Here is a 15884-nt window from a genome sequence, read left to right as displayed (position 1 = left end):
GCTATTGTGCAAAAGAAGCTCTTGCGCCTCCAGCTGTAAAAATTGCTGAAATTCTGTTTTTTTGTCCTGTTGAGAACATGTACATTGCTGCATCATCAACATAATCCATATAGTTCATAGTCATTTCTACAGGTGTTCCAGAACAAGTGCTGTAATGTGGATATGCAGGAACTCCATAATTTTCTTCGTTATGCGTAGGAGTATCAGCAACAAGATCGCTTCCGCAAGTTGCATCGCCCCAAATGTGACGTAAGTTCATCCAGTGTCCAACTTCGTGAGTAGCAGTTCTTCCTAAATTAAATGGAGCATTTGCAGAACCAGATAATCCAAAATAACGAGGGTCGATAACAACTCCATCTGTAGAGGAAGATCCGCCAGGAAATTGAGCATAACCTAAAATACCGCCTCCAATGTTGCAAGTCCAAATGTTTAATTTAGTAGTTGGAGAAGTAGGTGCAATGCCGCCTTGAGCTGTTTTCTTCATGGCATCATTTGTTCCCCAAGAAGTTTTGGTAGTAGATTTTCTAATAACCTGATCTAGAACAAAAGTAATTCCTATGTTTGCTTTAACTCCTGAAAATAAAGCAGGTACATTATTGTAATCTGAGTTTAAAGCATTAAAATCTTTATTCAATACATCGATTTGTGATTGAATTTGAGCCGCTGAAATATTCTGTGCTGCAGTTCTGTAAAGAACATTTACTACAACTGGAATTTCAATTTTGCCATTTACTAAACGGCCTGTAAAGTTTGTAAGAGAATGTTTTGCAGTAAAAGCTTCAATTTCATTCATCCTGATTGCCATCATCGGATCTGCTTTTAATTGAGCTTCTAAAACTTCTTGAGTTGCGCACCCGCGGCGTGAAGCTGCAGACGCATCTGAATTAGCAGAATCAGATTGTTCATTTTGACATGCAAACAACAGTAATGCTGCAAATGTGGTAATAATAACTTTTTTCATAATAGTTTGGGTTTTTGTTATAAAAATGTTGATTAGTTAAACATTAGCGCAATTTTATAACAAAATTATATTACAGAAAAATTTTATAAAGAATATTTTGTGCGAATTTTTACAGTGCCTTACAAACACTGGTTCTTACAAAAATACAACTTTAAATATTAGTAAGGTTTTACTTTGTTTTTGTTTTTTAAAGTGTATTTCGTCGTAAAAATTTGTGCGTTAAACGATTATTTTAGAAATCAAATTGTTGGAAATCAAATTAATGATTTGTAAAAAATAAATCTTTAGAACTCAATATAATTAGTTTGAAGTGATCTCATAAAGAGCAATACTCGCAGCTTGAACCACATTCATACTGCTGTTTTTTCCAAACATATTGATATGCACGATTTGATGTGAAAGTTTTAGAAGTTCCTCTGATATTCCATTGATTTCGCTTCCAATCAAAAGAGCGATTTTTTTGTTTTTTGGAATAAAAACTTCTTTTAAAGGTTTGCTGTTTGAGGCAATTTCTAATGCAATAATTTCAAAATCATTGTCTAATAGAAAAGATTGAAGTTCAGTAAAATCTTCAATTATAGAATGAGCGACATGAAGATGCGTGCTTCGGGAAGTTTTATTGATTTTACGCGGTGTCAGCGGAATATCTTTTCCAAAGAAAATAATATTTTCTACTCCAAAAGCTTCAGAAATTCTGAATAACGAACCAATATTCTGTTGAAAGTAAATATGATCACAAACTAAAGTGATGGGAAACGTCTTTCTTTCAAATTGATTTTCTTCGTGAGTAAGCTGCACTTCTTTAAATTTAATTGGTAAAAATATAATTGATGATGTTTGCACCCATTTTTAGAGCTTTGTCTCTAGCATTTGCTGGATCATTATGAACTTCGGCATCTTCCCAGCCATCGCCCAAATCGCATTCATAAGTGTAGAGTAAAACCAATTTATTGTCTATAAAAATACCAAAAGCCTGCGGACGAGTTCCGTCGTGTTCATGAATTTTTGGTAATCCGTTTGGAAATGGAAACGGTTTTTGAAAGATAGGATGATTTGAAGGAATCTCCACTAAATTATTATTCGGAAATATTTTTTTAATCTCTTTACGAATGAATTGATCCATTCCGTAATTATCATCAATATGCAGAAAACCGCCCGCCGTTAGGTAATTTCTAAGATTAGTTACATCAGAATCGCTGAAAACTACATTTCCGTGACCCGTCATATGTACAAACGGATACGAAAATAAATCTGGATTGCTTGGCTCTACGGTCGAAGGTTTATTTTTGATGCGAGTAGAAATATTGGCGTTGCAAAAACTGATTAAATTGGGTAATGATGTTGGGTTGGCATACCAGTCGCCGCCTCCGCTGTATTTAAGCAAAGCAATTTCTTGTGAAAAAGAAGAGATTGAAAAAAGGAACAATAAATAGAATATTTTTTTCATGTAAGTTTTAAATATCTTGTTTTCGCATTTTTTGTCATTTCGACGAAGGAGAAATCACAATAGAAATTCCGTATAGTTTGTTGCCAATTATTGTTTAGTTACGTGTGAGATCCTTCGTTCCTCAGGATGACAAACTTTGTGCTGCTAATTTATTCATTAAAAAACACAACACTATGGCAAGCCACAATTGCTGCGGTTTCTGTTCTCAAACGTGTATTTCCTAAAGTCACTGGCTTGTAATTGTTTTCTAGAGCTAGTGTTATTTCTTTTTCAGAAAAATCACCTTCTGGGCCAATTAAAATGGTAACATCTTCGTTTGGCTTTAAAACTTCTTTCAGCGATTTTTTATCTGTTTCTTCGCAATGGGCAATCAATTGTAAGCCATTTTGCTGTTTTTTAATAAACTCTTTAAAAGAAATTGCTTCATTTAATTTAGGCAGAAAAGTTTCGTTGCATTGTTTCATTGCCGAAAGAATAATTTTCTCGAAACGATCTTTATTAATTACTTTTCGTTCCGAACGATCACAAAAAATAGGTGTAATTTCCTGAATTCCAATTTCGGTTGCTTTTTCCAGAAACCACTCAAAACGATCATTCATTTTAGTTGGCGCAACGGCTAAATGCAAATGAAATTTAGGTTTTTCAGCATTCGTTATTGAAAGAACTTCAACGATGCATTTATTGTCAGAAGCCAATGTAATCTGGGTTTCAAACAATAATCCAGAACCATTGGTAACATGCAGGATATCTGAATCTTTTTTTCGAAGAACTTTTATAATGTGACGGCTCTCTTCTTTATCAAAAGAAAAACTTTGAGTGGTCTCGTCTATATTTGGATTGAAAAATAACTGCATGATTAAAATTGAATTCGCGCTTTAGAAACTACCGCAGAAGTTTCAAAACGATTTGATAAATATTTTTGATAGCCTACAATTCCAATCATTGCGGCATTATCTGTAGTGTATTCAAATTTCGGAATAAAAGTTTTCCAGCCGTATTTGCTTTCTGTTTCTTTTAATGTGTTTCTAATTCCAGAATTGGCAGAAACACCTCCGCCAATAGCGATTTGTTTAATCCCGGTTTCTTTTACCGCCAGTTTTATTTTATCCATTAAAATTTCGATAATCGTATGCTGGATCGAAGCACAAATATCGTTTAGATTTTCTTCTATGAAATTTGGGTTTGCCTGCTTATTTTTTTGAATGAAATATAAAATAGCAGTTTTAAGTCCCGAAAAACTAAAATCTAATCCAGGCACTTTTGGTTTTGTAAAAGTAAAAGCTTTTGGATTTCCTTCTTTAGCATATTTATCTATCAAAGGTCCGCCTGGATAAGGAAGCCCTAAAATTTTGGCACTTTTGTCAAATGCTTCACCTACAGCATCATCTGTCGTTTCTCCTATGATTTCCATATCAAAAAAACTGCTGACTTTTACAATCTGTGTGTGCCCGCCGCTTATAGTTAAGGCTAAAAAAGGAAACTCAGGTTTGTCATATCCTTCTTCATCAATAAAATGTGCTAAAATATGGGCATGCATATGATTTACAGCAATTAACGGAATTTGCAAAGCCAAAGACAATGACTTACTAAAAGAAGTTCCGACTAATAAAGACCCCATTAAGCCCGGACCTTGCGTAAATGCGATTGCGCTTAACTGTTCTTTTTGTACATTTGCTTTACGAAGTGCAGCATCTATTACGGGTACAATATTCTGCTGGTGCGCTCGCGAGGCCAATTCAGGAACAACACCTCCGTATTGATTGTGAATTAATTGATTGGCTACAACATTTGACAATACTTTGTCGTTATGTAAAACCGCGGCAGCAGTATCATCGCAGGAACTTTCGATGGCTAGAATAAAAACCTCTTGATTTTGCATATAAAGGCACAAATTTTGAATTATATTTGACAAATCAAATTATTTATTTGATTTAAGAAGTGACCAAAATTAAAGAATTTTTATCAAAAACAGCCGTTCTTTGTCTGTTCAAATAAATTTAAAAGAAAACAAAAATTAAAACAGTTATCAGAAAAGTACAGAAAATAATATCTCGAACCCTAATTGGGTTACTTTTGCTTTTGCTGATACTTGCTATTACGCTGTCACTTCCTGTTGTTCAAACTCAGATTGCTAATTATGTAACCAACAGGCTAAACGAAGATTACAAGGTTAATATCAGCGTTGAAAAAACAGCCATTAATATTTTTGGAGGTGTTAAATTAAAAAAAGTGGTGATTTTAGATCATCATAAGAAAACACTTATTTACTCTGATATTATCACTACAGATATTGCAAGTTTCAGCAGATTACTTGACGGCGATTTAATTTTTGGAGATTTGCGTTTAACGGGTCTAATATTTAATCTGAAAACCTACAAAGGTGAAGATGAAAATAATATCAATAAATTTATAAAAGCTTTTGAAGTTGAAAACACTCCGAAGAAAAAATCAACAAAACATTTCCTTTTAACTGCCAAAAATGCGTACATCGAAAAAGGAAGATTTTCTGTTGTTGATGAAAATAAAGCAACGCCATTATTCTTAGATTTTACCAAACTAAATGCTTACATAAGTGATTTTAAACTGTATGGGCCAGAGGTAAATACTATGATTCATCGTTTTTCATTTATGGACCATCGTGGTTTGTATGTTTCTAATTTTGCTGGAAAATTCAGCTATAACAAAAAGCAGATTAAAGTTGAAAGCCTGGCTGTTAAAACCAAAAGATCTTCGTTATATGGTGTAGCGATTTTAAATTACAAGCCAGAAGATTTTCTTGATTTTACAGATAAAGTTAAGTTCAATGTAGTATTAGACTCAGCGTCTATTGCTACAAACGATATCCGCCATTTTTATGATGGGCTTGGTAAGAATCAGCATTTTAAACTTAAAACAAAATTAAGCGGTCCGCTTAATAATTTGACACTTTCTAGATTAAGATTAAGTGATACTAACGGATCAAAAATTAATGGAACCATAAATTTTAGAAATCTTTTAGGCAGTAAAACGCAGAAATTTTCTATGGATGGCAAATTTGATAAACTGCTTTCCAGTTATGATAATTTGGTGGTTTTGCTTCCAGTAGTTTTAGGAAAAAAACTTCCAAAAGAACTTAAAAGAATTGGTAAGTTTAATATTGTCGGAAAAGCAAAAGTTTCAACTACAGCGTTAGAAACAGATTTTAAAATGGCCACCGATCTTGGAAACGGGCAGGTTGATCTTAATATGAATAATATGGATTTTATAGATAAAGCTTCCTACTCGGGAAATATTATCTTGACAAATTTTGATGTAGGTGCTGTTTTAAATCGAAAAGATCTTGGAAGAACAACTTTAAATCTAGATGTCGATGGAGTTGGTTTTACCGAAAAATATTTGAATACTATTTTAAAAGGAGATATTTCCAAGTTAGATTATAATAAGTACACTTATAATAATATCGTTGTAAACGGAAATTTTAAACTGCCTTATTACAAAGGACAAATCGCTGTGAATGACCCCAACTTAAATTTAAGTTTTGATGGTTTAGTAGATTTGAGCAAGAGAGAAAACCGTTACGATTTTCACATTACTGTCGAGAATTCAGATTTAAGAAAACTGAAGTTTATAAATGATTCCATTTCTCATTTTAAAGGAGATGTTGTCGTTCAGGTAACAGGAAATTCTATCGAAAATCTTCAAGGGAATATCTTTATTAAAGATGCCGAATACGAAAACCCGAAATCTAATTATGTATTTGAAGACCTGACTATAAATTCCAATTTTGATGCAGATCGATTGAGAACAATTACGATTAGTTCTAATGATGTTGTGGATGGAAAGATTGTTGGAAAATTCAGATTTGATCAATTGGATAAATTGGTCATGAATTCAGTTGGAAGTTTATATACTAATTATAAACCATACAAAGTTAGAAAAGGACAGTTTTTGCGCTTTAATTTCCGTGTTTACGATAAAGTGGTCGAAATGCTGTATCCAGATATAAATATTGATTCGTCTACCGTTGTTCGAGGAAAAATAGATTCGGATCTGCAGGAGTTTAAATTCCGTTTCAGGTCACAGAAAATTACTGCGGCAAAAAATACATTTGATAATATTCGAATTAATATCGATAATAAAAATACACTTTATAATGCGTTTATCGAATTAGACAGTATAAAAACACCTTATTATAAGATTCGTGATTTTAACTTGATTAATGTTACATCCAATGATACATTGTTTGTTCGTTCTGAATTTAAAGGAGGCAACAAAGGTGAGGATTACTTTAATCTCGATTTGTACCATACAATAGATAAGAATAAAAACAATATTGTCGGAATCAAGAAGTCTGAAATGAAATTTAAAGACTATATATGGTATTTAAATGAAGACGCCGAAGAAGATAATCAAATTGTATTTGATCAGTATTTTAAAAACTTTACGATAGACAATATTATTTTGTCTCACGAAAATCAGAAAATTGATTTGAACGGTGTTATTAAAGGAAGTGATTATAAAGATCTGGTGCTGAATTTTGAAGATGTTGATATCAATAAAATTACGCCCTTGAATTCCAAGTTTGTATTCAATGGTAATTTGAATGGAAATATCAATTATAAACAGAATAAGAATGTTTACCAGCCCACGGCAGCCATAAAGATTGATCATTTGGTTTTGAATAAGACGGAGCTGGGAACACTTAATTTTGATATTTCTGGAGACGAAAGCTTTAGGAAATTCACTGTCAATTCGTCTATACAAAATGGTTTTACAGAATCGTTTAGGGCAAATGGAACTTTTGCCGTAGAGAACAAAGAAACGATCATGGATATGAGTTTGAAATTGGAAGGATTTAATCTTGCCACTTTAGGAACTATTGGAGGCGATGTCCTTTCTAATGTGCGCGGTTCGGTTTCTGGAAATGCCTCTGTTGTAGGTAATCTGAAAAAACCAGAAATCAACGGACGATTGTATGTTGAAAAGGCAGGAATGACTGTACCTTATCTAAACGTCGATTATGAATTAAGCGATCGAACAGTGATTGATTTGACGAATGAAAAATTCTTATTTAGAAATAACCAGCTTACCGATACTAAATATGGTACCAAAGGATTGTTGAATGGAAGTATTGAACATCAAAATTTTGGAGACTGGAAATTAGATTTAAATATTACATCTAAGCGTTTGCTGGCACTAGATACAAAGGATAGTGATGATGCAGCATATTTTGGAACAGCTTTTATCAACGGATCTGCCAGTATTAGAGGGCCGGTGGAAGGCTTATTTATAAAAGTTGATGCTAAATCTGAAAAAGGAACCGAAGTTAAGATACCTATTAATAATGTACAAAGCGTAGGAGAGAGCAGTTGGATTCATTTTGTTACATCAAAAGAAAAGTATAATCTAGCCAACGGAATTGTCGAAAAAACAAGGAACTATAACGGACTTGAGCTGGAATTTGATTTTGATATTACTCCAGATGCCGAAGTAGAAGTTATTCTCGATCGAAATTCTGGTCATGGTATGAAAGGAAAAGGATACGGATCGCTTTTATTTAAAATTAATACGCTCGGTAAATTTAATATGTGGGGAGATTTCCAGGCATACGAAGGAACTTATAACTTTAAATACGGCGGACTTATCGATAAAAAATTCTCCGTTAAAAAAGGAGGTTCTATTATTTGGGAAGGAAACCCGATGCGTGCCCAGTTAAATCTAGAAGCGGTTTACAAAACATCTGCAAATCCAGCGGTACTTTTAGATAATGCTTCGTCATTTAATAAAAAGGTGCCTGTAGAAGTTGTTATTGGATTAAGAGGGGATTTGGCAAGTCCAGAACCTAATTTTGATATTCAGTTTCCATCTGTAAGCAGCGTTTTAAAATCGGAAATACAATATAAGCTGGACGATAAAGACATTCGTCAGACACAGGCATTATATCTTTTGTCTACAGGTTCTTTTATGAGTACAGACGGATTTAGTCAGGGAGATTTCTCAGGAACACTGTCAGAAACAGCATCAAGTTTATTCGGTAACATTATAAAATCAGATAATGATAAGGTAAATATCGACTTAAACTATATTGCAGCAGACAGAAGAATGGGGCAGGAGGCCGATGGTCAATTTGTTGCTAATATATCTTCTCAGGTTAACGAAAGAATTACAATTAATGGTAAGCTTGGAGTGCCTGTTGGCGGGGTGAATGAATCTGCGATTGTTGGCGATATTGAAATACTTTATCGTGTAAATGAAGATGGAACAATGAATCTTCGTTTGTTTAATAAGGAGAATGATATCAATTACATTGGTCAAGGGATTGGATACACGCAGGGTGTGGGTATATCTTACGAAGTCGATTTTGATACTTTTAGTGAGTTGGTTAATAAGCTGTTTAAGAACCATAAAATTGAAAGAGCCGTAAAAAGTTCGTCAGATGATCTTCAGGATTCTTACCTTAATCCAGATTATATGAACTTCACAAGTAAGAAAGACGCTGAAAAAAATAAAAAGAAAGCCGAGAAAGAGCAGGAAAAAAAGAAAAAAGAAGAAGAAAAGAAGCAAAAGCAAGAACCAACTAATAATCAAGGGCTGATTCCAGACAACGATTATTAACAGTTTGTTAAAAATAGGCATTTATAAAACCATTATTCTCATAATGGTTTTTTTTGTGCTAAATTTAGAGGCTCTATTCGAATTCCTCATGTGAGCGAGAAATTCAAATTTTTATAACACTTCATTTGGGTATTGTTAATTTTGACGATTTAATTAAAAAAATAGCGATTTATTATTTTAAATGAAATTTTTCCCTATAAAAAACTTATTAACGAAAACGTTTGAATTTAACATATTTTATTAATTTATGATAATCGTAACCTGAAAAGTGCTTAACGTTTGCTAATTTTACACTTTAATACTTAAATAATGCCAAAAACAATAAAAAAAGTAGGTGTTCTTACCTCAGGAGGAGATTCACCTGGAATGAATGCTGCAATTAGATCAGTTGTTCGAACTTGCGCATATCATAATATAGAATGCATCGGAATTTATAGAGGGTATCAAGGAATGATTGAAGGAGACTTCAAAGAAATGGGACCCCGAAGCGTAAATAATATTGTAAACAAAGGTGGAACGATCTTGAAATCGGCTCGTTCAGTTGAGTTTAGAACCCCTGAAGGTAGAAAAAAAGCACACGAAAACCTATTAAAAGCAGGAATTGATGCTTTGGTAGTAATTGGCGGAGATGGAAGTTTTACTGGAGGTCTGATTTTTAATTCAGAGTATAATTTCCCTGTAATGGGAATTCCAGGTACAATTGATAATGATATTTATGGTACAAGTTTTACTCTTGGGTATGACACTGCTTTAAATACAGTTGTAGATTGTATTGATAAAATTAGAGATACAGCAAGTTCACATAACCGTTTATTCTTTGTAGAGGTTATGGGTAGAGATGCTGGTCATATTGCTCTTAATGCAGGTATTGGAGCAGGTGCAGAAGAAATCCTTATTCCTGAAGAAGATTTAGGCTTAGATCGTCTGTTAGATTCACTTCAAAAAAGTAAAGCTTCAGGAAAATCATCAAGTATTGTAGTAATTGCAGAAGGAGATAAAATTGGTAAAAATGTATTCGAATTGAAAGATTATGTTGAAGCAAATTTACCTGAATACGACGTACGTGTTTCTGTTTTAGGACACATGCAGCGTGGTGGTTCTCCGTCTTGTTTTGACCGTGTTTTAGCAAGTCGTTTAGGTGTGAAAGCAGTCGAATCATTAATTGAAGGAAAATCAAATTACATGGTTGGACTTAAAGAAGATAAAGTGGTTTTAACGCCGCTTGAACAGGCAATTAAAGGAAAATCTGAAATCGACAGAGAATTATTAAGAGTGTCAGACATCATGTCGACATAACCCATATAAAAGTTTAAAAGAAAGAGAAGTTTATTGTGAGGAAATTAGACTTTGAAAATAGTGTATTAAAAACAAAAGCAAAAATTTAGTAAAATGTCAAAAGTAAAATTAGGAATAAACGGATTTGGACGTATCGGAAGAATCGTTTTTAGAGAGTCTTTCAATAGAGATAATGTAGAAGTTGTTGCAATCAATGACTTATTAGATGTTGATCACTTAGCTTATTTATTAAAATATGATTCAGTTCACGGTCGTTTCGATGGAACTGTAGAAGTTAAAGAAGGAAAACTTTATGTAAACGGAAGAAACATCCGTATCACTGCAGAAAGAAATCCAGCTGACTTAAAATGGAACGAAGTTGATGTAGATGTTGTTGCTGAATGTACTGGTATCTTCACAACTATTGAAACTGCAACTGAGCACATTAAAGGTGGTGCTAAAAAAGTAATCATTTCTGCTCCATCTGCAGATGCTCCAATGTTTGTAATGGGAGTTAACCACGAAACTGCAAAAGCTTCTGATTTAGTTGTTTCTAACGCTTCTTGTACTACAAACTGTTTAGCTCCTTTAGCTAAAGTTATCCACGATAATTTCGAAATCGTTGAAGGTTTAATGACAACTGTTCACGCAACTACTTCAACTCAAATGACTGCTGACGGACCTTCTAGAAAAGACTGGAGAGGTGGACGTGCTGCTGCAATCAATATCATTCCTTCTTCAACAGGTGCTGCAAAAGCGGTTGGAAAAGTTATCCCTTCTTTAAATGGAAAATTAACTGGAATGTCTTTCCGTGTTCCTACTGCTGACGTTTCTGTAGTAGATTTAACTGTAAAAGTTGCTAAAGAAACTACTTACGAAGAAATCTTAGCTGTATTGAAAAAAGCTTCTGAAAACGAATTGAAAGGTATTTTAGGATATACTGAAGATGCTGTTGTTTCTCAAGATTTTATTTCTGATAAAAGAACTTCAATCGTTGATGCTACTGCAGGAATTGGATTAAATTCAACTTTCTTCAAATTAGTTTCTTGGTATGACAATGAGTACGGATACTCAAGCAAATTAATTGATTTATCTGTACATATTGCAGGTTTAAAATAATAATATATATTTTTGCAAAATCCCGTTATCCAAATAACGGGATTTTCTTATTTTGTTACCTCTATAATTAATGTAAAAAACACACTTTTAAATTGATAATGGAGAAGACCTAATCCAAAAACAAAAAAAAATGAAATTAATAGTTGATAGTGGATCTACTAAAGCCGATTGGATTGCAATTGATGATAATGGAAAAGTATTATTCACGACACAAACCTTAGGATTGAATCCTGAAATTCTTGACGGTCCAGAAATCATCGAAAGATTAAACGATCGTTTTGATATTTTACAAAACAAAAAAAATGCTACCCATTTATTCTTTTACGGTGCCGGATGTGGTACTGATAGAATGAAAACAGCACTATCACAAATTTTCCAAGACTATTTTGTTAACGCTATTGTTGATGTTCAGGAAGATACTTACGCAGCCGTTTACGCAACGACTCCAAAAGGACAAGAAGCAATTGTATCTATTTTAGGAACAGGATCTAACTGCAGTTATTTTGATGGAAAAGTATTGCATCAAAAAGTACAGTCATTAGGATACATTGTTATGGATGATTGCAGCGGAAATGTTTTCGGAAAAGAATTAATTAGAAAATACTATTTTAATAAAATGCCTAAAGAATTAGCTGTTGAACTTGAAAAAGAGTATGACGTTGATCCTGATTTTATTAAAAATAAATTATATAAAGAACCAAATCCTAATGCTTACTTAGCAACGTATGCGAAGTTCTTAATTAAGCACAAAGACACTGAGTTCTGCAGAAAAATAATCTTTAAAGGAATGAAATCTTTCGTTAAGAATTACATTCAGCAGTTTGATAACTGTAAAGAAGTTCCGGTTCATTTCGTTGGTTCTATTGCATTTTATTTAAAAGATGAATTACAAGAGACATTCAATAAATATGAACTTCAATTAGGGAATGTTTTGAGAAGACCTATTGATGGATTAATTGCTTACCATGTCGCTAATCAATAGTTCTGGTTTTATGGAAATTGCCATTATTGCTCATGATGGTAAAAAAGCTGATTTAATTGATTTTTTAATTAAAAATGAAGCTGTTTTACACAATGAAAAAGTAAGGCTTATTGGTACAGGAACTACAGGAGGAAAGGCGGAAGCAGCGGGTTTTAAAACTCAGCGAATGCTTTCTGGTCCGCTGGGCGGCGATGCTCAGATTGCAGGAAGAGTAGCTGAAGGAATAACACAAATGGTTTTCTTTTTTAAAGACCCATTGTCAAGTCATCCGCACGAAGCTGATATTAATATGCTGATCCGAGTTTGTGATGTACATAATGTGCCGCTGGCAACAAATGAAGCAACGGCACAATTATTATTAGATGCTATTGCACAGCAATTATAGAAATCTCAACATTTACATTTTTTGGCAGACAAGCCACTTGAACCGTTTCACGAGCTGGAGCGGTTTTTTCGTTAAAATAAGAACCGTAAACTGTGTTTATAGCTCCAAAGTTATTCATGTCCATAATGAAAATAGTAGCCTTTACGACATTTTCAAAAGTCATTTCTGCAGCTTCAAGAATTGCAGCAATGTTTTGCATAACTTGGTGGGTTTCGTCGTTAATGTTTTCTGTAACTAATTCTCCTGACTCAGGATTGATTGCAATCTGTCCAGAAGCATAAAGTGTATTTCCAGATAATACAGCTTGGTTATAAGGTCCGATTGGAGCCGGAGCTTTCTCGGTAAAGATGATCTTTTTCATAATAAATTTATTTTGATTCGAAAGTAGTTTATCTATTGGAAACGCTTCGTTTGTTCCATTTAATATCACTAAGCATACCAGATTTAATACCGATGAAGAAATTCCAGTTAGAATTTGTTCCAAGTGGCTGCCAGTTAAATGCCATTCTCCAGCTCAATAAGTCTCTTTCAAAACGGAATTGAGTAAAAGTAACACCTTTTTGAACAAAGTCATAACCAGTAGAAACCCCGCCTTTCCATTTCGGCGTAATATCGGTATTGATCGAAACCATTAGAGAGTTTCCTGAAATTTCATTTTGCCTGCCTGTATTAGAATAGGTCAAGGAATATGCTAAAGTCATATCCCACGGAATTTTTGAATTAAAAAATTCCGTAATTACATCCTCTTTTTCAGGTTCATCTACAAACTGACTGTTTCGGCTGTCATTCAAATCGGTATTTGTACCAAACAAATCATCGCTTCGTCCTCCATTCCGCTGACTCTGGGTATTTTGCTCTTTGCCCGTTCCTTTGTTTGAAAAGGAATAATTGACAGTTACGTTTGCACTGGTTAGTCTAAATAGACTTCCTCCGTTGTCAATATTAAACTTATTAATTTTTTGGTTTCCACTATCTAATGCATAAGGATCAAGTGTCGCACCAAAATTCATATTCATTTTATTATCAAAAAATTGTGTTCCACCGCTTACTAAAACAGGCTGCCATGCAAACGTTGATGTTCCATCAGCGTCAAAATTATAACTCGTGCTAAAGTTTAAATTGTTTAACAGCATGATTTTTTTAGGTTCTGTTTTTGTGCTGTCTCTGTCTCTCACTTTAGCTTCAAAAGTATTACTCAATGCGAAACCAACAATATTAGAGTTTTCTTTCCCAGGCTGGCCAAAAATACCATTTTCAAACCTTGTATATTCAGAAGTGATCCTCCCTGTCGCATCAACTGCGTAAGTGTCGTAATAACGCTCAAAACTTGGTGTATAGGCATAAGTTATACTCGGACGCATTACGTGTCTTATAGATTGGATTCTTTTGTCTTCTCCAAAATTAAAAGTTCCGTAAATAGTTGTACCTAAATTGGTGCTGAAATTATAAGTCCTAAAGGAATCAAATCCATTTATCGTTGTAGGCTGCACATCTCCGGTGCTAGAATCGTAGTTTTTGCTTATTGTTTTGTTAACCCATGTTTCTTGATACGTAGTAGAAGCTCCTGCGCTAAAATATTTAAAAATCTTAAAGTTAGTGCTTAGCGGAATTGTATGCTGCATTCCTAACTGAGCATCATTAAACATCTGTGGTTTAAAAAACAATGAATCTTTTGTTTTAAAGTAGTTTTTACCACTCACGCTGTATTGAAGGTTAATGTTTTTAATGAAACCCTTTTTTACGCCGTTTTTTCCAACAAAAGGATAGATACGGTCAATACTTCCCTGTAAGGATGGAAGTGTCATGATAATATCTTCTGTTTGTGTGTTTTGACTATGAGTCGCAGATAATGCAATACGAGAACCTGGAATCGTATTAAAAGTTTTGTTGTAAGTAATAGATGAACTTAAAGTATTGTTCAAATTCGATCCAATATTGGCTTGGTTGATAGACTGCTTAAAATATTTACTACTACCCATGTTAACCGAAGCTGAGAAATTAGAATTCGGGTTGGCTTTAGTGTCTTTAGAATGGGACCATTGAATATTGTAAATTCCTTGTTTTGTGTAATCAGGATAACCACGTTCACTATTGATTAAGTTTTCAAAACGAACATTTATATTACCACGGTATTTGTATCTTTTAGCGTAAGACGATTCAAATCGCATTGCATAACTTCCGTTTGTGTAGTAATCTCCAAGAACAGTTAAGTCGTAATTGTCGCTTAATGCAAAATAATATCCGCCATTTTGTAACGAGAAACCTCTCGTGTTAGAATCGTTATAACTCGGAACTATGATTCCTGAAACACTTTTTTCTTGACTTAAAGGGAAATAACCATAAGGTAGTGCCAGAGGAGTAGGGACATCAGCAATAACCATTTGAGTTAAACCTGTTACAATTTTTTTTCCAGGAACAAATTTTATTTTTGATGTTCGGAAATAGTATTCTGGATTATCAATATCCGAAGCCGTTGTTATACGGGCGCCTTTTAAGTAATAAACAGAATCGTTTTCTTTTTTAGTAACTGCGGCTTTAATATTCAATTCTCCCTGCTTGGTTCTTGAATTGTAAATTAAAGCTTTCTTGGTTTTAAAATTGAAACGAATAGAGTCTGGCTGAACTTCACTTGATCCTTGTTTGAAGTTTGGATACTGCGTTAAAACTCCAGCAGAATCTTTAATTCTACCAGCGTAAACTTCGTCTTTCTCGTAATTAAGAACAATAATACCAGATTTTAACTCAACATCTTTATAGTATAATTCAGCTTCATTATACAATGTTATAAGTTTTCTTTTTTGATCTATCTTAGCATAATCTTTTGCTCGATATCTTACTTTTCCATCCAAAAAAGTCTTTTTGGGTTTAACAGTATCAAGCTTTATAGTATCTGTAATTGAAGGAGCTTCTTTATCTGTTTGTTTTACAGCAGGTAAAGGCTTTTTTTTGTTTTTTATTTCTTGCGAATATAAATTACCACAACCTATAGTTAGGAAAAATGATATTAAAACGATATTAAATAAGTTTGTATGCAAAGGTTTAAATGCTATTTTTGTAAAATTATGGCTTGTTTTTTGACATGTCAAACTTACATATAATTTTTTGGCAAAAATAATCAATT

12 protein-coding genes are annotated in these 15884 nt (G+C 33.5%); 5 read left to right on the top strand and 7 right to left on the bottom strand.

The features are described 5' to 3' along the window. Nucleotide 1 precedes the first annotated feature (1 nt). The 5 genes from HYN86_RS18585 to tsaD form a co-directional block, all read right to left on the bottom strand. Entirely contained in the window at nucleotides 2-961 is a 960-nt protein-coding gene (locus tag HYN86_RS18585; protein ID WP_113679398.1) for a zinc metalloprotease, read from the bottom strand. A gap of 300 nt (nucleotides 962-1261) precedes the next feature. Then, nucleotides 1262-1759 carry a TrmH family RNA methyltransferase gene (locus HYN86_RS18580; RefSeq protein WP_113680002.1) on the bottom strand — a complete coding sequence of 166 codons (498 nt, stop codon included), beginning with the start codon at nucleotides 1757-1759 and terminating at the stop codon, nucleotides 1262-1264. Between the two features lie 10 nt (nucleotides 1760-1769). Beyond that, a complete protein-coding gene (locus HYN86_RS18575) occupies nucleotides 1770-2408 on the bottom strand; it encodes a DUF4159 domain-containing protein (RefSeq protein WP_113679397.1) in 639 nt (212 codons plus the stop codon). A 149-nt stretch (nucleotides 2409-2557) separates the two neighbouring features. Continuing rightward, the gene (locus HYN86_RS18570) at nucleotides 2558-3262 is read right to left on the bottom strand and encodes a 16S rRNA (uracil(1498)-N(3))-methyltransferase (RefSeq protein ID WP_113679396.1); all 705 of its coding nucleotides are present in this window, start codon (nucleotides 3260-3262) and stop codon (nucleotides 2558-2560) included. Between the two features lie 2 nt (nucleotides 3263-3264). Next, nucleotides 3265-4287: a tRNA (adenosine(37)-N6)-threonylcarbamoyltransferase complex transferase subunit TsaD gene (gene tsaD / locus HYN86_RS18565; protein ID WP_113679395.1), complete on the bottom strand. Its 1023-nt coding sequence runs from the start codon at nucleotides 4285-4287 to the stop codon at nucleotides 3265-3267. A 200-nt stretch (nucleotides 4288-4487) separates the two neighbouring features. Here tsaD and HYN86_RS18560 point away from each other — a divergent pair, with 200 nt between their 5' ends. The 5 genes from HYN86_RS18560 (at nucleotide 4488) to HYN86_RS18540 (ending at nucleotide 12763) form a co-directional block, all read left to right on the top strand. Beyond that, nucleotides 4488-9002: a translocation/assembly module TamB domain-containing protein gene (locus tag HYN86_RS18560; protein ID WP_230406469.1), complete on the top strand. Its 4515-nt coding sequence runs from the start codon at nucleotides 4488-4490 to the stop codon at nucleotides 9000-9002. Nucleotides 9003-9311: 309 nt separating this feature from the next. After that, a complete protein-coding gene (gene pfkA, locus HYN86_RS18555) occupies nucleotides 9312-10298 on the top strand; it encodes a 6-phosphofructokinase (protein ID WP_113679394.1) in 987 nt (328 codons plus the stop codon). 93 nt (nucleotides 10299-10391) lie between these two features. Continuing rightward, complete coding sequence (gene gap, locus HYN86_RS18550; RefSeq protein ID WP_113679393.1) at nucleotides 10392-11396, top strand: type I glyceraldehyde-3-phosphate dehydrogenase; 1005 nt, start codon at nucleotides 10392-10394, stop codon at nucleotides 11394-11396. Nucleotides 11397-11526: 130 nt separating this feature from the next. After that, on the top strand, nucleotides 11527-12378 hold the full coding sequence (locus HYN86_RS18545) for an N-acetylglucosamine kinase (protein WP_113679392.1): 852 nt from the start codon (nucleotides 11527-11529) through the stop codon (nucleotides 12376-12378). Nucleotides 12379-12388: 10 nt separating this feature from the next. Continuing rightward, the gene (locus HYN86_RS18540; RefSeq protein WP_095954421.1) at nucleotides 12389-12763 is read left to right on the top strand and encodes a methylglyoxal synthase; all 375 of its coding nucleotides are present in this window, start codon (nucleotides 12389-12391) and stop codon (nucleotides 12761-12763) included. Here HYN86_RS18540 and HYN86_RS18535 read toward each other — a convergent pair. Together HYN86_RS18535 and HYN86_RS18530 are read right to left on the bottom strand one after the other, a co-directional pair. After that, nucleotides 12744-13124, bottom strand: a complete 381-nt coding sequence (locus tag HYN86_RS18535; RefSeq protein ID WP_113680000.1) for a RidA family protein — start codon at nucleotides 13122-13124, stop codon at nucleotides 12744-12746. The genes HYN86_RS18540 and HYN86_RS18535 overlap by 20 nt on opposite strands. A 28-nt stretch (nucleotides 13125-13152) precedes the next feature. Beyond that, nucleotides 13153-15849 (bottom strand): putative LPS assembly protein LptD, encoded by a 2697-nt coding sequence (locus HYN86_RS18530; RefSeq protein ID WP_205334619.1) that lies wholly within the window; start codon nucleotides 15847-15849, stop codon nucleotides 13153-13155. Between the last annotated feature and the right edge of the window lie 35 nt (nucleotides 15850-15884).

It is taken from the genome of Flavobacterium fluviale (assembly GCF_003312915.1).
Taxonomy (GTDB): Bacteria; Bacteroidota; Bacteroidia; order Flavobacteriales; family Flavobacteriaceae; genus Flavobacterium; species Flavobacterium fluviale.
Note: the sequence above shows the minus strand (reverse complement) of the source record. Positions and strands in the feature narration are given on the sequence as shown.

What these genes read in the sequence shown, in the direction of transcription:
- HYN86_RS18585 (WP_113679398.1), bottom strand. Translation starts at nt 961, where the DNA reads ATGAAAAAAGTTATTATTACCACATTTGCAGCATTACTGTTGTTTGCA.
- HYN86_RS18575 (WP_113679397.1), bottom strand. Translation starts at nt 2,408, where the DNA reads ATGAAAAAAATATTCTATTTATTGTTCCTTTTTTCAATCTCTTCTTTT.
- HYN86_RS18570 (WP_113679396.1), bottom strand. Translation starts at nt 3,262, where the DNA reads ATGCAGTTATTTTTCAATCCAAATATAGACGAGACCACTCAAAGTTTT.
- tsaD (WP_113679395.1), bottom strand. Translation starts at nt 4,287, where the DNA reads ATGCAAAATCAAGAGGTTTTTATTCTAGCCATCGAAAGTTCCTGCGAT.
- pfkA (WP_113679394.1), top strand. Translation starts at nt 9,312, where the DNA reads ATGCCAAAAACAATAAAAAAAGTAGGTGTTCTTACCTCAGGAGGAGAT.
- gap (WP_113679393.1), top strand. Translation starts at nt 10,392, where the DNA reads ATGTCAAAAGTAAAATTAGGAATAAACGGATTTGGACGTATCGGAAGA.
- HYN86_RS18545 (WP_113679392.1), top strand. Translation starts at nt 11,527, where the DNA reads ATGAAATTAATAGTTGATAGTGGATCTACTAAAGCCGATTGGATTGCA.
- HYN86_RS18540 (WP_095954421.1), top strand. Translation starts at nt 12,389, where the DNA reads ATGGAAATTGCCATTATTGCTCATGATGGTAAAAAAGCTGATTTAATT.
- HYN86_RS18535 (WP_113680000.1), bottom strand. Translation starts at nt 13,124, where the DNA reads ATGAAAAAGATCATCTTTACCGAGAAAGCTCCGGCTCCAATCGGACCT.